Consider the following 17,437-nt stretch of genomic DNA (forward strand, 5'->3'; position numbering starts at 1 on the left):
CCCGCCGCCTCCCGCCGTCGCCCTTGACAAGTCTTCCGTGTGCACAGACTATATCCACACCTGAAACCTTTTAGTCCCCCGCTCAAAGGTTTCAGGCGGCCGTCCGGAGCCGCGGCTCGAGCCCCTCCGGGCGGCCGGGCACCAGCAGCACCTGCACCCACGACGAAGGAGTCACCGCATGTCTTTCCCCACCCCCGGCACGCCGATCGGCCGCAGGACCGTCCTGGTCGGCGCCGGCTCGGTCGCGGCCCTGTTCACCCTCGCCGCCTGCGCGCCCGGAGGCTCGAGCGCCCCGGCCGCGAGCTCCTCGGTCGACGTGAGCACCGAGCTCACCAGCGACACCGTCGAGCTCGTCATCGCAGACGAGACCGGCTTCCCCGTCACCGACAAGCTGACGGAGGAGTTCACGAAGCAGTTCCCGAACGTCACCTTCACCATCAACCGCGACACCTTCGCGAACCTCACCGCCAACTCGCCGAAGCTGCTCGCGAGCGACACCCCGCCGGACCTCATCCGCCTGCCCACCATCGGCGACACCGTCAAGGACGGCCTCCTCGCCGACCTCGACCCGTGGTTCGACGCCTACGGCTGGGACGCCTGGTCGGCCTCGCAGCTCGCCCCGCTCCGCGTCGACTCCGACGGCGTCCGCGGGAAGGGCTCGCTCTACCAGCTGGGCCTGGGCTACAGCGTCACCGGCATCTACATGAACCTCGAGCTCGCGAAGCAGCTCGGGATCGACGCCCCGCCGACCACGCTCGCCGAGTTCGAGGAGGACCTCGCGAAGGCGAAGGCCGGCGGCGTCCTGCCGATCATGGCCGGCGACAAGGACGGAGTGGTCAACTTCGTCGTGCAGGCGGCGATGAACCAGTACGCCGACAAGCAGGAGATGGCCGACTGGATCTTCACGGTCCCCGGCGCCACCTACGAGACCGACGGCAACGTGAAGGGCGCGGAGCTCGTCCGCACCTGGGCCGACGCGGGCTACTTCCCCTCGGACGTCAACGCGATCGACTACTCCTCCTTCGTCAGCCGCTTCCAGGGCGGCGAGGGCCTGTTCGCCTTCAACGGCAACTGGGCGGCCGCCGACACGCAGACCAAGATGGGCGACGGCGTCGACTTCTTCCTGGTGCCCCCGGCCGAGGAGGGCGGGAACCACGTGGCCATGGGCGCCGCCAACTCGTTCTCGGTCGCCGCGAAGTCGTCGCACCTCAACGAGATCGTCTTCTTCCTCAACTGGATCCACACGAACGAGGCCGCGCGCCAGATCGTCGTCGACGTGACCGGTGCTGCTCCCGGCGGCGACCCGGCCCAGGCGCTCCCCGAGGTCGAGTCGGGCTCGCTGCTCGAGCAGGCGCTCGCCATGTCGGCGCAGATCGGCGCGGAGGACGGCCAGGTCGACTTCATGTCGAACGCGACCGCGGGCATCTACGCGGGCGCGATCATTCCGGAGTCGCAGCTGCTGGTGACCAGCCAGATCTCCGGCCAGGACTTCGTCACGGCCGTGCAGGAGTTCTACGCGAAGGAACTCGCCGGATGACCGCGGCCGGCCCTCTCGTCTCGAGCGCCGTCGACCGCGGGGGCCGGAGCGGGACGCCGCGCCGCAGGAGCACTGCGGCGCGGCGGGCGACCCTCGTCGGCTGGCTCTTCGTCGTGCCGGCCCTGCTCGTCTACATCGCGTTCGTCATCTACCCGCTGATCACCGGGGTGCAGTACTCGTTCTACAAGTGGAACGGCGTCGGCCCCTCCGAGTGGGTGGGCTTCGCGAACTACCTCCGCGTGTTCACCGATCCCGACCTGCTCGGCTCGATCGGCAACGCCTTCGTGCTGATCCTCTACTTCACGGTGATCCCGGTCTCGGCGGGCCTGGTCCTCGCGAGCCTGCTCCGCTCGATGCGCCCCGGCGTCTTCTCGAGCGTGTCGCAGACGATCCTGTTCCTCCCGCAGATCATCCCGCTCGCCGCGGCCGGCATCGCCTGGTCGTGGATGTACTCGCAGACCGGAGCGGTCAACCAGATCCTGCAGGCCGTCGGGCTCGGCTCGCTCGCGCGGCCGTGGCTGGGCGACTTCCAGACCGCCCTCCCCGCCGTCGGCCTGATCGGCTCGTGGGTGCTCACCGGGCTCTGCACGGTCCTCTTCCTCACCGGAATCGGCAAGATCGACGTCTCGCTCTACGAGGCCATCCGTCTCGACGGGGGCACGTGGCTGCGGGAGTTCTTCACCATCACGGTCCCGGGCCTGCGCCAGGAGATCTCGGTGCTCACCACGATCACCGTGATCGCGGCGCTGAGCAGCTTCGACATCATCTACACGACCACGCTCGGCGGCCCCGGCCGCTCGACCCTGGTGCCCGGCATCTCGATCTACCGGATCGGCTTCACGCAGAGCGACGTGGGTCTCGCCTCCGCCTTCGGGATCGTGCTGATGGTGCTCGTGCTCGCCTGCGTCCTCCCCCTCCAGCGCCTCTCGAGAGTGAGCGACCGATGATCGTCACCAAGTCCGAGGTCGTCATCGGCCGCGTCGTCCTGATCGTCGTGCTCGTGCTGACCGTCATCCCGCTGGTCAACATGCTCTCGGCGGCGCTGCAGCCGGCGGACGTGAATCCGACCGGCCTCACCTGGCCGACGGACCCGCAGTGGGGCAACTTCGCCCAGGCCTTCGAGACCGGGCACGTCCTGCAGCTGATGGGATCGAGCGCCCTGATCGTGCTCGGCGTCGTCCCGATCAGCCTGCTCTTCGCGACCCTCGCCGGCTACGCACTCGGCAACCTGCGCATCCGCGGCGGCGGGTTCGTCTTCGTGTTCCTCATCCTCGGGCTCACGATCCCGTTCGAGTCGCTGATCATCCCGCTGTACTACGAGATCCAGTCGCTGGGCCTGCTGAACACACAGTGGGCGATCATCCTGCCGCTGATCGGGCTCTACATGCCCTTCAGCGTCGTGTGGATGCGCGCGCACTTCGTCCGGATCCCGTCCGAGCTCTCGGAGGCGGCGCGCGTGGACGGCGCGACGACCTGGCAGGAGTTCCGCCGGATCCAGCTGCCGCTCGCACGCCCGGCCCTGTCGGCGCTCGCGATCCTGCTGTTCCTCTGGACCTGGAACCAGTTCCTCCTGCCGGTGGTGCTCGTCTCCGATCCGCTGGACCGCACCGTCGCCGGAGCGCTCACCTTCTTCCAGGGGCAGTACAGCAACAGCATCCCGCTGCTCAACGCGGGCGCGCTGCTGATCATCGTGCCGACGATCCTGGTCTTCGTGATCTTCCAGAGGCAGTTCATCACCGCTCTGCTGCAGGGCGCGGTGAAGGGGTGACCGCGGTGCACGGAGGCGTGGAGCCCGGGTTCGAGGGGGTCCGCGACGCCTTCGCCGAGGCCGTCCGGCCCGGCTCGGGAGCGGCGGTCGCAGTGCGGCTGCACGGCCGGCCGGTCGTCGACCTCTGGGCGGGAGAGGCGGGGGCGGAGGAGCCGTGGCGGGAGGACACCCTCAGCGTCGTCTTCTCCTGCACGAAGGGCCTCGTCTCCCTCCTCGCCGCACGTCTCGTGCAGGAGGGGCTGCTCGACTACGACGCGCGGGTCGCCGAGTACTGGCCCGAGTTCGCCGCGGCGGGCAAGGCCGACGTGCGCGTGCAGGACCTGCTCGCCCACCGCGCCGGGCTCTCGGCCCCCCGCCTCCCGCTCACGACCGCCGACCTCGCCGACTGGGACCTCGTCGCCGGGCGCCTCGCCGAGCAGGAGCCCCTGTGGGAGCCGGGAACGGGCTACGCCTACCACCCGATCACGCATGGCTGGCTGATCGGCGAGGTGATCCGCCGGGTGACCGGGCGGAGCGTCGGCGCCGCGTTCCAGGAGCGGATCGCCGGACCGGTCGGCGCGGAGGCGTGGATCGGGCTGCCCGCCTCCGAGCAGGGCCGCGTCGCGACGATGCTCGTCGGCCCCACCCTCGCCGAGCTCACGGCGGCGCAGGCCGCGGCGCGCACCCCCGGAGTCGTCGACTGGGGCGAGCGGGCGATGACTCTCGGCGGTGCGCTGCCCGTCGAGCTCGTCGGACCGGGCACGGGCTTCAACGATCCCATGCTGCAGGCCGCCGAGATCCCCGGGGCGGGCGGCATCGGCTCGGCCCGGGCGCTCGCCGCGATCTGGTCGGCGGCGTTCACCGAGACGGACGGCGTGCGGCTGCTCGAGGACGCGACGATCGAGCGGGCCACCGCTCCGCTCAGCAGCGGCCCGCCGGTGTGGCCGGTGCCGGGCCCGTGGCCGGCCTGGGGCTGTGGCTTCCAGCTCGGCACGGACGCGCGCCGGTACCTCACGCCGAGCGGCTTCGGGCACGACGGCGCGGGCGGACAGGTCGCCTTCGCCGACCCGGACGCGGGAGTCGGCTTCGCGTTCCTCACCAACCGGATGGAGGGGGTCGGCGACGTGCGCGCGACCCGCGTCGTCGAGGCGCTCGCGACCGCGCTGCGACTGCCCGTTCCGCGCGGACTCTGACCCCTCCGCGCGGACTCTGACCCCTCCGCGCCACCCCCGTCAAGGGGTGGGGCGGCCGGTCGGCGCCGTCCTAGCGTCGGGGGACGGGCCGACCGGAGGGGCGGTCCGGGATCCAGGGGAGGGCGAGATGCAGAAGCTGTACTACGCGAGCGGATACGTGCTGCTGGGCGACGAGGTGTGCTCGGCGGTCGTCGAGTACGCGCAGGCGCTGGCGAACGTGGGGAAGTCGGACCTGGTCGTGGTGCCGTCGCTCTCGGACGAGGGGCTGCGCGGCGAGACCCGTCTCCTGGTCGGGCCGGCCAGCCAGCTCTTCACCAGCCCGGCGCTCGACCGCGGCGTCGACCTCGACGACCCGGAGGCGGTGGAGTCGATGCGCGAGAAGACCCGACGGCTCCAGCCCGCGCGGCCGACCGTGCAGCCGCGCGGCGAGGGCGACGACAGCGAGGACGACGGCGGGACCGACTACCTCTGACGCCTCAGGTGTCGAGCGTGGTGCTGGGGCGCTCGCCGAAGCGGTGGGCGTACGAGGCCGAGAACCGGCCGAGGTGCGCGAAGCCCCAGCGCCGTGCGACCTCGCTGACGCTGACGACTCCGGACTCGCCCGCCCGCAGCTCCTTCTGCACGCCGTCCAGCCGGATCCTCCGCAGGTAGTCGACCGCGGTGAAGCCGAACTCGCGCCGGAACTCGGTCTGCAGCGTCCGCAGGCCCATGCCCGCCGCGTCGGCGATCTGCTCGGTCCGGAGCGGCTCGTGGGCGTGCTCGTACATGTACTCGATCGCCTGGCGGAGGCGCCCCGAGCGGGGCACTCCGAGGTCGCCGGGGGTGTCCAGCGTCGCGTGCGGGAAGGTCTCGAGCAGGGCGACGGCGACCGCGCGGTCGGCCTCGCGGCGCAGCAGCGGCGAGCTGTCGGCGTCGTAGATCACCCGGGCGACCGTCGCGACGGTCGCCGACCAGCGCCGCAGCGCCGCGCCCTCGGGTCGTGCGGTGGTGTCGAAGAGGAGGGGGCCGCGGGTGCCCTCGACCTCCTCCGCGATGCCCTCGAGGTACGCGCCGTCGAAGTGGATGAGGTTCTGGCGGTAGTCGTGGAACTCGAACCGGCTGGGGCGGTCGTTGACGAAGACCGCCGGCTGCCCGAATCCGAGGGTCACCGCGTCGCCGTCGAGATCGGTGACGCCCGCGCCGGCGGTCAGCCACGAGACGACGTACTCGCCCTCGGTCTGGATCGAGCCCTGCACGGAGCCGGCGAACTGGCTGCCGCGGAGCGTCACATCGCCGTCGCCGACGGAGGTGTAGCGGTACGAGAAGTCCTCGCCGGGCTCGACGACGAAGCGGTGCCCGTTGTACGACTGCTCGAAGAGGGCCCGCGCCTGCTCGATGTCACGCCCGCCGATGTCGGAGCGCATGACCTCGTCCTTCTCGTTCATCCCGATCAGGGTCGCACGAGGAGCGCTCCTCACCGCGTGCCCCGAACGGGGAATTCGTTAAGCGGATAAACCAGTCGCGGGTCCGGCGGCGCGGGTCATGGCCTGGACGGTCGCCGCCTGGAACTGCGTGAGCAGCACCACGGTGTGCCGCGCTCCGGCTTCCACGGCGAGCGAGAAGGTGGCGCCGGCCGGAGTGGCCCGCCAGGAGCGGATGTCGCGGGTGCCGACGCGGGTCGAGTCTCCGGTGCCGGCGCTCCGCAGCACCAGGGAGTCGGGCAGCACGCAGAGCGCGCCCGTCACGCCGTCGACAGTGGAGGAGCACTCGAAGCCCGCGTCGTCGTGCACCGCACCGGCGAGCTCGACGAAGTCGGTGACCTCCATCGGCTCGTCGTCGTCGCGCCTGGACACAGCGCGCTCAGGCAGCGTGCGTGAGCCCGGAGGACTCGGGCTGCTGCGCCGGCTCGGTGACGATCCGCAGGCCCCGGCCGCTGTTGGCCTCCTCCATCAGTGCGCGCACCCAGGTGGCGTTGATCGCCGGCATGCGGCTTCCGTGGAACGAGAACTGGAGGGGGATGGTCGGGTGCAGCCAGAGCGTCTGGCGTCCGGTGCCGTGCGCGCTCGAGGCGTCGAGCTGGAAGGCGAACGCCTCGTCGCGGCGGAACTTGTTGATCATGACGATCTGCAGGTGCGCGAGTGCGCGGTCGTCGATCTCGTGCGAGGTGGGGGGAGTGCCGTAGAGGAGAGCGCCCATGGTGCGTGCCGCCGTTCTGTGCTGTGTCGCGGGTGCCGACCGCGACGGTGAGGTGCCCCGGCGAGTGCCGCCGGGAGGGGGAGTGCGAGATGGTGGGGGGTGTTCGTGGGGAGCAGGACCCGGGGTGTGCTGTGCCGCCGAGTCGAGTGTCCGGAGTGTCGATCCGGGGGTGCCGGGCTCCGGGATGTCGAGCCCGGATGCCGTCGCGCCGAGCCGCCGATCCCCGCTGACGCCTGCTCTGCAGGCCCGTGGAGTCGGGCGGTCGGGCCGTCCCTCCGGCTGTTCTCCGAAAGTACGCCCCTCGTTCGGAGGGCACGTGCCGCTATCCGGAATGCGAAGCAGTGGCCCCGGCCGCCGGGCGGACTCCCAGCCGGGCGACTCCGGGGCTCAGTTGCGGGTGCCTCGGGTGGGCGGTGCGGCTGCGTCGAGACGGCGCGCTCGTGCGCGAGACGCCGCCTCGGCGGTGGTGTGTCGGGCGGGCCGACGGTGTCTCGGCGTGGCGGGTGGAGCGGGAGGAGGCGTGACGCTGCGCTCACTGGACAGCGCGTACGGCTCCGTCGAGACGCCGTCTCCGCGGCGGTGTCTCGGCGTGCGCGGGAGGGTGCGCTCCTCCGCGAGTCGTCGCGCCGCCGCTCCGGCGGGGGTGCCGACGCTCAGAAGGCGTAGCGGACGCGGCAGTAGGGGAGGCGCTCGGCGAGGAGGGCGCGGAAGCGGTCGAGGGCCGCGCGCTTGAGGTCGCGTCGGTAGCGGATGTTGACGGCGCCGTTCTCGGAGACCTTCTGCTCCTGGCGTCCCGGCTGCCAGAGCAGCGACTCCGCCTTCGGGTGCCAGCCGAGGTTCACCTCGTGCAGGCCCTCGTTGTGCGTGAGGAGGATCACCTCGGCCGCGAGCTGCGCCTTCGCCCGCGGGTGGAGGGCGGCGTCGAGCTGGTCGAAGAGCTCGGTCCAGTCCTGCTGCCAGGTCTCGGTGAGGATCACGGGCGAGAAGTTGACGTGCACCTCGTAGCCGGCGTCGACGAAGTCGTTGATCGCCGCGATCCGCTCGGCCATCGGCGAGGTGCGGATGTCGGTGACCTTCGCCGTCTCGGCGGGCATCAGCGAGAACCGGATGCGCGTGCGCCCGAGCGGGTCCCACTCGAGGAGCTCGCGGTTGACGTACTTGGTCGCGAAGGACGCCTTGGCGGTGGGCGACATCCGGAACAGCTCGCAGAGGTCGCGGACGTTCTCGCTCAGCAGCGCGTCGACGGAGCAGTCGCTGTTCTCGCCGATGTCGTAGACCCAGGCCTCCGGGTCGCACTGGTTCGCCTCGGCCTTGGGGCCCTGCTTGCCGATGTGCCGGGCGAGGTGGCGCTGGATCTGCTCGATGTTCGTGAAGAGCGTGATCGGGTTGCTGTAGCCCTTCCTCCGCGGCACGTAGCAGTAGACGCACGCCATGGCGCAGCCGTTGGCGGTGGAGGGGGCGATGAAGTCGGCCGAGCGGCCGTTCGGGCGCGTGACGAGCGACTTCTTCACCCCGAGCACGAGCGCCTCCGTCTTGATGCGCACCCAGCGCGCGACGTTCGCCTCGTCGCCGTGCACCTCCGGGATCAGCCAGTGCGACTCGACGGGCACGATCTCGGCGCCCGGCCAGCGCGCCACGACATCCTGCCCGCGGGGCAGCTCGAGCGCGGCCGGCTCGGCGTAGATCCGCCGGATGTCGAGCAGGCGCCGCTCGCGGACCGGCGCGGACGCGGGGCTCGGAGCGGTGTCGGACATGAGTCCGTTCTACCGGCGACCACCGACATCCGCGGGGGCGGGGCCGTCGCCCGCCGCGCAGGTCCTCCGCCCGCCTGCAGGAACCGTGGCGCCGCTCCCTCAGGATGGAGGCATGTCCTCCTCCTCCTCCGCCGACCGCTTCCGCCGCGCCGCCGTCGAGCTCGCGCCGACCTCCGAGCGGCAGGTCGAGTGGGCGCTCGCCGTCGCGGAGGATGCGCGCCTCGTCGCCCTGATCGACGAGCTGCCCGCGCAGCACCGGCAGCCGTCCCTGCTCTTCTCGGTCGCGCGGCTGCTCGGCGTGCCCGACGTCGACGGCGCCGAGTTCGCCGCGTGGTTCCGGAGCGAGTGGGCGCGGGTGGCGCCGGTCGCCGCCGAGCGGAGGACGCAGACCAACGAGGCGCTGCGGTGCGCGCCCCTGGTCGCAGCGCTGGAGCGGATCACGGAGCCCGGCGAGCCGGTGGCGCTCGTCGAGATCGGCGCCTCCGCGGGGCTCTGTCTGGCGCCGGAGCGGTACTCCTACGCCTTCACGGCGAGCGACGGCGAGACGCGGCTCGGGTCGGGCGCGCCTCTGCTGCGGTGCGCGGTGAGCGGAGGCGCGGCGCCGGCGCGGCTGCCGGTCGTCGCGTGGCGCCGGGGGCTCGACCTGGCGCCGCTCGACGTCCGCTCGCCCGAGGACGTCGCCTGGCTGGAGGCGCTGCTCCCGCCCGACCGCCCGGAGCGGACCGCGCGGCTCCGCTCGGCCGTGGAGACTCTGCAGGACGACCCGCCGACGATCGTCGCGGGCGATGCGGCCGCCGAGCTGCCCGCCCTGCTCGACGCGGTGCCGCCGGGTCTGCGGACGGTCGTCGTCTCGCTCGGGACCCTGGTCTACCTTCCGTGGGCCGCGCGCGAGAGCGTCCTGGCGACGGTCGCCGATCGCGGCGCGAGCCTGGTGACGCTCGAGGCGGAGGCGCTGCTCCCGCACCTCGTCGCCGCGCGCGGGGACCGCACGGCTCCCGAGCCGACCCCGTTCCTGCTCGCCGCCGACGGCGTCCCGCTCGCGAGCGCGGCCGCCCACGGCGGCACCCTCTCCTGGCTGGCCTGAGCCGCGCTCCAGCGCCGGGTGCGGGGTGCCCGAAGCCCGGGAGGTGCCCGGCGCCCGGTGACCGGTGCCCGCTCCGCCCCGCTCCTCCGCCCGCTGTTCAGGAGTGGTCGCACTCGGCGTCGAGTGCGACGACTCCTGGACTCTCGCGGAGGAGCGAGCGTCGAAGCCCGAAGCCCGAAGCCCGAAGCCCGAAGCCCGAAGCCCGAAGCCCGAAGCACGAAGCCCAACGCGCAACGCGCAGCGACCAGCGCTCTGAGCTCAGGCGCTCGGCCCGATCCTCCGCCCACTGTTCAAGAGTTGTCGGACTCGGCGTCGAGCGCGACAACTCCCGGACAGTCGCTAAGGAGAGGGCGTCGAAGTGCAGCGCTCAGAGCTCAGAGCTCGGAGTCCCGGCGCTCGACTTGCGCCCGCTGTTCAGAAGTCGTCGCAGTCGGCGTCGAGTGCGACGACTCCTGGACTCTCGCGGAGGAGCGGACGGCCGAGCGCAGGACTCAGAGCCCAGAGCCAGAGCCAGAGCCAGAGTCAGAGCCAGAGTCAGGGCCAGAGCTCAGAGCGCCCAGCGCCCTACAGCCCGTCGACGACGAGCTGCGTCGCGCGCGGGACGTACGAGGTGTTCGTCGTCGGGTCCCAGCCCACGAGCGCGACCGCGTCGCCGCCGACGCGCGCGGTGATGCCCACGAGCGAGAACGGCTTGCCGCCCACGGCTCCGGACACCTTCCAGCCGAGCGTCTCGTCGGCGCCGGTCAGCGTCTGCTCGGTGCGCTCGACGGTCGTCTCGACCGGCACGCCCTGCATCGCGAAGAGCGTCGAGCCGGAGGCGCAGCGCGATGTCGCGTCGGTGGCGCTCGCGAGGAGCGAGGCGGCCGCGTCGGCGGTGCCGGTGCTCGACACGACGGCGGTCATGGAGCGGTCGGCGCTGGTGCCGTACGAGAGTCCGGCGGCGGGCTGCGCGGTGTCCCAGCCCAGGCCGAACGGCGAGAGGCAGCTCGCGTCGGTCGCGGTGAGGCCGGGGTAGATCGAGTCGAGCATCTCCTGGATGCTCGCGTACTCGCCGGGCACGAACTGCACGCCGGTCAGCACGGCGGCCACCTGCTCGCCGGTCTTCTGAGCGGTGTCGGCGGTCGGGGCGGCGGCCGTCGCGGTGGCGGACGGGGCGGCCGACGACGAGGGGAGCGTCGGGGTGAACGGGCGGAGGGTCGATCCGCTCGTCGCGGTCCCCGCGCAGCCCGAGAGGGCGAGCAGCAGCGCGCCTCCCGTCAGAGTCGTGCGCAGCAGTGTCTTGGACATCATGTCTCCCCCTTCGCCCGCCGGCGCCGCACCGGGGCGCCTGAGGCTAGCAGAGCCTCGCGTCCCGGAGGCGGCCCGGCGCCGCCCGCAGGACGGACGCGGCCCGGTGGCATCCGCAGACCGGAGGCGGTCCGGCAGCGCGTGCGGATCGGGGTCGGCCCGGCCCCTCCCGCACAACGGAGCCCGGAACCCCGAACCCGCGCCTTCGACGGCCGTTCCCGCCGCCTCCGCTCCGCAGCTCAGATCTCGGTGTGCCCGAGCTCGGCTCCCGCGAGCAGGCGGATCTCCGGCTCGGCGATGCCTTCCAGCTCCAGCACCACGACCCGGTTGCGGCCGGCGCGGGTGACCGGAGAGGGGACGATCAGCGTCCGCTGCGGTCCGCGGCGCCAGTAGCGTCCGAGGAGGAAGCCGTTCACCCAGACCAGGCCCTTGCCCCAGTGCAGCGTGTCCACGTACAGGTCGGCCTGCTCGTCGAGGTCGAACGAGCCGGAGGCGAGCTGCGGCCCGGCCGAGAACGCCGGTGCCGCGACGGCCAGGTCGGGAAGGCACTCCAGCGCGAGGGCACGCGCCGCCCAGCCGGTCAGCGGGGCGCCGTCGAGCGTCACGCCTCCGATCAGGCCCTTGTGCTCGCCGATGCGTGTGCCGTAATTCACCCGGCCCTGGTTCTCGACCAGGATCGCGAGCTCGCCGCGTCCGCTCGGCAGAGTCAGCGCCCGCTCGTGGTGGTCGCGCGCCAGCACGCCCACCGGCACGCCGTCCAGCAGCACCCAGGCGCGGTCGCGCACCTCCTCGCCCACCACGAGGCGGACCGGAGCGGAGGAGCCGTCGAGCGTCGTCGTGAAGAGCACGAAGCCGTCGTCGTGGCCGAGGTCGTCGAAGCTGGCCATCGCATCGAGGTGCGCGGCCGGTCCGAACGCCTGGCCGAGGCCGAGCAGCGCCGGGCCGGGGACGAGCGGAGCGGTCAGGGCGGGGGCCGGCGGGCGCACCGCGGGCACCTCCTCCGGCACCGGCGCGTAGCGCGCGATGACCTCGCGGAACGCCCAGAACTTCGCGGTCGGGTCGCCGCCCTCGTCGAGCGGGGCGTCGTAGTCGTAGCTCGTCGTGATCGCGGCGTAGCGGCCCTTGTCGTTCGCCCCGCTGGTCAGGCCGAAGTTGGTGCCGCCGTGGAACATGTAGATGTTGACCGAGCCGCCGGCCGCGAGCAGGGTGTCGAGCTCCTGCGCGGAGGCGTCGGCGTCCGTCGTGTGGTGCTGGGTGCCCCAGTCGTCGAACCAGCCGCACCAGAACTCCATGCACATCAGCGGCCCGGTGGGCTGGAACTCGCGCAGCGTCGCGAGGCGCTCCGTGGTCCGCGAGCCGAACGAGCCGGTGAGGTGCAGGCCCGGCAGGCTGCCGTCGGCGAGCATCTGCGGAGTGGGCTGGTCGATGGTGGTCAGCGGCACTGTGATGCCGGAGTCGCGGGTCACCCGCACGAGCTCGGCCAGGTACTCCTTGTCGGAGCCGTACGCGCCGTACTCGTTCTCGATCTGCACGAGGACCACGGGCCCGCCGGCATCGATCTGGCGCGGGGCCACGATCGAGTACACGCGGCGCAGGTAGTCGCTGACCGCGGCGAGGTAGTTCGGCTCCGAGCGGCGCACGCCCACCTCGGGGTCGCGGAAGAGCCAGGCCGGAAGGGCGCCGTTGTCCCACTCCGCGCAGATGTAGGGGCCGGGACGCACGATCGCGTGCATGCCCTCGGCGGCGATCAGGTCGAGGAAGCGGCCCAGGTCGAGCCCGGCGTCCTCGCGCCACTCGCCGCGGCGCGGCTCGTGCGCGTTCCAGGCGACGTAGGTCTCGATGGTGTTCAGGCCCATCAGGCGGGCCTTGCGGATCCGGTCGGCCCAGAGGTCCGGGTGGATGCGGAAGTAGTGCAGTGCCCCCGACAGGATGCGGTGCGGGCGGCCGTCGAGCTCGAAGTCGGCGGCGCCGATGGCGAAGCGGCTCTCGGGAGCGGTGGTCATCTGGATCCCCCTCAGGATCGGTGCCCGGTGTGTCCGAGCGTGAGAACGACGCGGGGCCGACCGGAGCGATCCGGCCGGCCCCGCGTCGAGCAGTGGTGCTACTCCGAGACGGTGAAGCCCTGCGCGTTGCCGTACTGGACGAGCTTGCTCTGCCAGTCGGCGAGGCCCTGGTCGAGGCTGGTGCCGTTGGCGTACGCCTGGCCGACGGTGTCGCCGAAGACGCTGTTCGCGTAGACCTGGTAGGGCAGGTACGACCAGCCGGAGCGGACGTCCTTCGAGGCCTGGGTCAGCACCTCGTTGATCTTCTGGCCGCCGAAGTACTCCGACTCCTGACCGGTGAAGTCCGAGCTGTCGAGGTCGGCCGTGGTCGACGGGAATCCGCCGCTCTGCAGGAAGACGTCGACCGAGGCCTGGTCGCTGTTCAGCCAGCGCAGGAACGCGGCGGCCAGCGCCGGGTTCTCGCTCTGCTTGGTGACGGACTGGCCGCCACCGCCGTTCTCGGCGCTGACGGCGGTGCCGTCGTAGGTCGGGATCGGCGCGACGGCCCAGTCGCCGGAGGCGTCGGGGACGCTGGACTCCAGCACGCCGGGCATCCAGGCGCCGGTCACCAGGGAGGCGATGGAGCCGTCGGCGAGGCCCTTGTACCACTCGTCGCCCCAGGCGGGGGTGTCCGAGAGCAGCTTCTTCTCGACCAGCTGGTTCCAGACGCCGGTCCACTTGGCGGTGCCCTCGTCGGCGAGGTCGATCTTCACGTCCGTGCCGTCGGTGGTGAACGGCTCGCCGCCCGCCTGCCAGATCATGCTGGTCGCGAAGCCGGCGTCGCCGGTGTCGGCGGTGATGTACTTCGACGGGTCGGCGGTGTGCAGCTTCTCGGCCGCGGCCACGTACTCGTCCCAGGTGGCGGGGACGGCGATGCCGTACTGGTCGAAGACGGTCTTGTTGTAGAACAGCGCCATGGGGCCCGAGTCCTGCGGGAGGCCGACGAGCTTGCCGTCGATGTTGACGCTGCCCCAGGTGGAGGCGGAGTACTTGTCCTCGAGGTCGCCCATGCCGTACTGCGACAGGTCGAGGAGCGAGTCCGACAGCGCGAACTGCGGCATGGCGTAGTACTCGATCTGGACGACGTCGGGGGCGCCCGAGCCGGCCTTGATCGCGTTCTCGAGCTTGGTGTACTCGTCCTTGTTGGTGCCGGCGTTGACGAGCTCGACATCGACCTTCGGGTAGGCCTTCTCGAACGCGGCGACCTGCGCCTCGGCGCTGGGGGTCCAGCTCCAGTACGTGGTCTTGCCACCGGCCTCGAGGGCGGAGTCGAGGTCGGCGGCGGAGCCGGCGCTCGTGGTCGTGCCGCCACCGGAGGTGGACGAGCAGGCCGCGAGGGAGCCGGCGGCCAGGGCCGCGACGGCCGCGACCGTCAGGGTCCGCCTGAGGGCGGAACGGGCGATCTTCATGGTGGTGTTTCCCTTCACTTCTTCGTGCTGCGGGTGCTGTGGACGGGGCAGGACGCTCCGGCCGGGGGATGGGTAGGGGGAGGGCTCAGCCCTTGACGCTGCCGGCGCTCAGACCGGACTGCCAGAAGCGCTGGAGTCCGAGGAAGGCGACGACGATGGGGATGATCGTGAGGAGCGAGCCCGTGATCACGAGGTTGTAGATCGGCTGCGCGCTGACGCCGGTGGCCTGCGCGTTCCACTGGTTGAGGCCGACGGTGAGCGGGTACCAGGTGGGGTCGCTCAGCATGATCAGCGGGAGGAAGTAGTTGTTCCAGGTCGCGACGACCGAGAACAGCAGCACGGTCACGATGCCGGGGGCGAGGAGGCGGATGGAGATGGTGAAGAAGGTGCGGAACTCGCCCGCCCCGTCCATCCGCGCCGCTTCGAGCAGCTCGGTGGGCACCGACTCCACCGCGTAGACCCACACCAGGTACAGGCCGAACGGGCTGATCAACGAGGGGATGATGATCGCCCACGGGGTGTTGGTCAGGCCGAGCTGGCTGAACATGAGGAACGTCGGGACGGCGAGGGCCGTGCCGGGCACCGCGATCGCTCCGAGCACCACGGCGAAGACCGCCTTGCGGCCCGTGAAGCGGAACTTCGCGAGGCCGTAGCCGGCGAGCGTGGCCAGGAGCGTCGCTCCTCCGGCGCCGACGACGACGTAGAGCAGGGTGTTGCCGAGCCAGCGGAGGAAGATCCCGTCGCGGTAGCTGAGGGTGTCGGCGATGTTCTGGAAGAAGACGAAGTCGCCGTCGAACCAGAGGCCGAAGCTCGAGAGCAGGCCGGCCTGCGTCTTCGTCGCGTTGATGACCAGCCAGGCCAGCGGCACGAGGCTGTAGAGGATGAAGACCGACATCAGCAGGGTGAAGGCGATCGACTTCTTGGGCTGCACCGAGGAGCCGCGGCGGGCGGCCGGGCGCTTCGGGGCGCGGGCGGGCGTCCGGGGAGCGGTCGCGAGGGCCATCAGTTCTCCTTCCGCGCGCCGCGGAGCTGCACGACGTAGGCGATCACCGCGGTGATCACGCCCATGACGATGGCGACCGTGGCCGACGCGTTGTACTGCTGACCGGCGAAGGACAGGTTGTAGGCGTACATGTTCGGGGTGAAGTAGGTGGTGATGATGTTCGGCGCCAGCGTCCGGAGGATGTTCGGCTCGTTGAACAGCTGGAAGCTGCCGATGATCGAGAAGATCGTGGCGATGACGATCGCGCCGCGCAGGGCGGGAAGCTTGATCGAGCGGATGACGCGCATCGGGCCGGCGCCGTCGATCTCGGCCGCCTCGTAGAGCTCGCCGGGGATCGTCTTCAGCGCGGAGTAGAAGATGAGCATGTTGTAGCCCACGAACTCCCACGTGACGATGTTGCCGATCGAGGCGAGGATCCAGTCGCGCGAGAAGGGCTGGACGACGTCGGAGCCGAGCAGGTCGTTGACGTTCGCGGCCAGGCCGAAGTTGTCGCCGTAGATGAAGCCCCACATCAGCACCGCGACGACCGCGGGGACGGCGTAGGGGAGGAAGACCACGATGCGGAAGAAGCCGGTGCCGTGGAGGCGCCCGCTGTCGATCGCGAGGGCCGCGACGAGGGCCAGCACGAGCATCACGGGGACCTGCACGACGAGGAACAGCAGGACGCGGCCGAAGCCCTCCCAGAAGTTCGGGTCGGTGAAGATCGCGGCGTAGTTCGCGAAGCCGACGAAGGAGTTGCCGCCCACCAGCTGCTCGCGGAAGAGGCTGAGGTAGATCGAGTAGACGACCGGGGCGATGAAGACCAGGAGGAAGACGACGAGGAAGGGGGCGACGAACGCCAGGCCCTTCCACTCGCTCTTCGCCCGCGACTTCGGGGCCGCGAGGGGGGACGCCGGAGGGGCGACCTCGCTCAGCGGGACGGGGGGAGACGTCGTCGTCATGGGATTCCGTTCGGGGAGTAGTGCGGGCCCGCCATGTTCACGTCAACATGGCAGAGCGTCACCGTAGCATGTCCACGTCGCCACCCGCGACTGTTCCTGCGTCACGGTTCGGCGCACGATGCACCACGGCTGACGGGCGGCGCGCTATAAAGGGAAGCCCATGTCACTCGAGACCGACCGCCCGTCCCCGTCCACCCGGCCGCGACGCGGCGTCTCGATGGCCGACGTGGCCCGGCGCGCGAACGTCTCGGGCCAGACGGTCTCGCGGGTGTCGAACGGCAAGCAGAACGTCGACGGCGAGACGCGCGAGCGGGTCCTCGAGGCGATGCGGGCCCTCGGCTACCGGCCCAACAGCGCGGCGCGGGCCCTGCGGACGGGCCGCTTCCACAGCATCGGCGTGATCATGTTCACGCTGTCCTCGTTCGGCAACATGCGCACCCTCGACGCCATCGCGATCGCGGCCGCCGACGCGGGCTACTCGATCACCCTCATCCCCGTCTCCCACCCCACCCAGGGCGAGGTGTCGGTCGCGTTCCACCGGCTGAGCGAGGAGGCGGTCGACGGCGTCATCATCATCGTCGAGGCGCACCTGCTCGACGAGGCGGACATCGTCCTCCCGCCGGACCTGCCCGTGGTGGTCGTCGACTCCGCCGGCGGCGAGAAGTACCCGGTGGTCGACACCGACCAGATGTCGGGCGCCCGCCAGGCCGTCGAGCACCTGCTCGGGCTCGGCCACCGCACCGTGCACCACATCGCCGGCCCCGACCGCTCCTACTCCGCCGAGCGCCGCCACGAGGCATGGGAGTCGACCCTGATCGAGCGCGGCGCCCCGGTGCCGGAGGTGCTGGTCGGCGACTGGTCCACCGACTCCGGCTACCGCCTCGGCAAGCGGCTCGCCGCCGATCCGGAGGTGACCGCGATCTTCGCCGCCAACGACCAGATGGCGCTCGGCGTGCTGCGCGCCCTGCACGAGGCCGGACGCGCCGTGCCCGGCGAGGTGAGCGTCGCGGGCTTCGACGACATGCAGGAGTCGGCGAGCTTCTGGCCGCCGCTGACGACGGTGCGCCAGTTCTTCGGAGACACGGGCCGCCGCTCGGTCGACATCCTCCTGCGCGAGCTCGAGTCGGGCGAGCGCACCGGCGTCTCGCTGGTGCCCACCCGCCTCATCGTCCGCGAGAGCACCGGCCCGGCCCCCGCCGCCTCCTGACGCTTCCGCGGAGCCGGCCCGCGGAAGCGTCAGGAGGCGGCGGGGGCCGGGCCGGTGC

Annotated in this window: 16 protein-coding genes; 7 read left to right on the forward strand and 9 right to left on the reverse strand. The window is 71.6% G+C overall.

All coding sequences use genetic code 11. The features are described from left to right. Nucleotides 1-178: 178 nt before the first annotated feature. The 5 genes from C5C39_RS10245 (at nucleotide 179) to C5C39_RS10265 (ending at nucleotide 4,949) form a co-directional block, all read left to right on the forward strand. Nucleotides 179-1,537: an ABC transporter substrate-binding protein gene (locus C5C39_RS10245; protein ID WP_104353320.1), complete on the forward strand. Its 1,359-nt coding sequence runs from the start codon at nucleotides 179-181 to the stop codon at nucleotides 1,535-1,537. Further along, the gene (locus tag C5C39_RS10250; protein ID WP_104239127.1) at nucleotides 1,534-2,484 is read left to right on the forward strand and encodes a carbohydrate ABC transporter permease; all 951 of its coding nucleotides are present in this window, start codon (nucleotides 1,534-1,536) and stop codon (nucleotides 2,482-2,484) included. Before C5C39_RS10245 ends, C5C39_RS10250 begins: the two co-directional genes overlap by 4 nt. Continuing rightward, complete coding sequence (locus C5C39_RS10255) at nucleotides 2,481-3,305, forward strand: carbohydrate ABC transporter permease (RefSeq protein ID WP_104239126.1); 825 nt, start codon at nucleotides 2,481-2,483, stop codon at nucleotides 3,303-3,305. Before C5C39_RS10250 ends, C5C39_RS10255 begins: the two co-directional genes overlap by 4 nt. Continuing rightward, a complete protein-coding gene (locus tag C5C39_RS10260) occupies nucleotides 3,302-4,477 on the forward strand; it encodes a serine hydrolase domain-containing protein (RefSeq protein ID WP_104353321.1) in 1,176 nt (391 codons plus the stop codon). Before C5C39_RS10255 ends, C5C39_RS10260 begins: the two co-directional genes overlap by 4 nt. Before the next feature lie 127 nt (nucleotides 4,478-4,604). Beyond that, complete coding sequence (locus C5C39_RS10265; RefSeq protein WP_104353322.1) at nucleotides 4,605-4,949, forward strand: hypothetical protein; 345 nt, start codon at nucleotides 4,605-4,607, stop codon at nucleotides 4,947-4,949. 4 nt (nucleotides 4,950-4,953) lie between these two features. Here C5C39_RS10265 and C5C39_RS10270 read toward each other — a convergent pair whose 3' ends face one another. The 4 genes from C5C39_RS10270 to C5C39_RS10285 form a co-directional block, all read right to left on the reverse strand. After that, on the reverse strand, nucleotides 4,954-5,901 hold the full coding sequence (locus C5C39_RS10270; protein ID WP_104353323.1) for an AraC family transcriptional regulator: 948 nt from the start codon (nucleotides 5,899-5,901) through the stop codon (nucleotides 4,954-4,956). Nucleotides 5,902-5,958: 57 nt separating this feature from the next. Further along, nucleotides 5,959-6,309, reverse strand: coding sequence for a hypothetical protein (locus C5C39_RS10275; protein WP_104223412.1), 351 nt, complete (start codon nucleotides 6,307-6,309; stop codon nucleotides 5,959-5,961). A 7-nt stretch (nucleotides 6,310-6,316) separates the two neighbouring features. Beyond that, nucleotides 6,317-6,652, reverse strand: a complete 336-nt coding sequence (locus tag C5C39_RS10280; RefSeq protein ID WP_104223411.1) for an ATP-dependent DNA ligase — start codon at nucleotides 6,650-6,652, stop codon at nucleotides 6,317-6,319. A 653-nt stretch (nucleotides 6,653-7,305) separates the two neighbouring features. Next, nucleotides 7,306-8,406 (reverse strand): spore photoproduct lyase family protein, encoded by a 1,101-nt coding sequence (locus C5C39_RS10285; protein ID WP_104353324.1) that lies wholly within the window; start codon nucleotides 8,404-8,406, stop codon nucleotides 7,306-7,308. 112 nt (nucleotides 8,407-8,518) lie between these two features. Between C5C39_RS10285 and C5C39_RS10290 the strand changes: the two genes are divergently transcribed. Next, on the forward strand, nucleotides 8,519-9,490 hold the full coding sequence (locus tag C5C39_RS10290) for a DUF2332 family protein (protein WP_181136368.1): 972 nt from the start codon (nucleotides 8,519-8,521) through the stop codon (nucleotides 9,488-9,490). A 564-nt stretch (nucleotides 9,491-10,054) separates the two neighbouring features. Here C5C39_RS10290 and C5C39_RS10295 read toward each other — a convergent pair. The 5 genes from C5C39_RS10295 to C5C39_RS10315 all read right to left on the reverse strand — a co-directional run bounded on the left by C5C39_RS10295 (nucleotide 10,055) and on the right by C5C39_RS10315 (nucleotide 16,172). Then, nucleotides 10,055-10,780 (reverse strand): hypothetical protein, encoded by a 726-nt coding sequence (locus tag C5C39_RS10295; RefSeq protein WP_146083918.1) that lies wholly within the window; start codon nucleotides 10,778-10,780, stop codon nucleotides 10,055-10,057. A 236-nt stretch (nucleotides 10,781-11,016) separates the two neighbouring features. Next, nucleotides 11,017-12,780: a beta-galactosidase family protein gene (locus tag C5C39_RS10300; RefSeq protein ID WP_104353327.1), complete on the reverse strand. Its 1,764-nt coding sequence runs from the start codon at nucleotides 12,778-12,780 to the stop codon at nucleotides 11,017-11,019. Nucleotides 12,781-12,878: 98 nt separating this feature from the next. Further along, a complete protein-coding gene (locus C5C39_RS10305) occupies nucleotides 12,879-14,228 on the reverse strand; it encodes a sugar ABC transporter substrate-binding protein (protein ID WP_104353328.1) in 1,350 nt (449 codons plus the stop codon). 85 nt (nucleotides 14,229-14,313) lie between these two features. Beyond that, nucleotides 14,314-15,123, reverse strand: a complete 810-nt coding sequence (locus C5C39_RS10310; RefSeq protein WP_258062773.1) for a carbohydrate ABC transporter permease — start codon at nucleotides 15,121-15,123, stop codon at nucleotides 14,314-14,316. A gap of 107 nt (nucleotides 15,124-15,230) precedes the next feature. After that, nucleotides 15,231-16,172 (reverse strand): carbohydrate ABC transporter permease, encoded by a 942-nt coding sequence (locus C5C39_RS10315; RefSeq protein WP_104223405.1) that lies wholly within the window; start codon nucleotides 16,170-16,172, stop codon nucleotides 15,231-15,233. Nucleotides 16,173-16,332: 160 nt separating this feature from the next. On the opposite strand from C5C39_RS10315, the gene C5C39_RS10320 reads away from it, so the two are divergent. Next, complete coding sequence (locus C5C39_RS10320; RefSeq protein WP_146076621.1) at nucleotides 16,333-17,379, forward strand: LacI family DNA-binding transcriptional regulator; 1,047 nt, start codon at nucleotides 16,333-16,335, stop codon at nucleotides 17,377-17,379. Nucleotides 17,380-17,437 lie beyond the last annotated feature (58 nt).

The sequence above is a fragment of the Rathayibacter sp. AY1F3 genome (assembly GCF_002931975.1).
In the GTDB taxonomy this organism is placed as follows: Bacteria; Actinomycetota; Actinomycetes; order Actinomycetales; family Microbacteriaceae; genus Rathayibacter.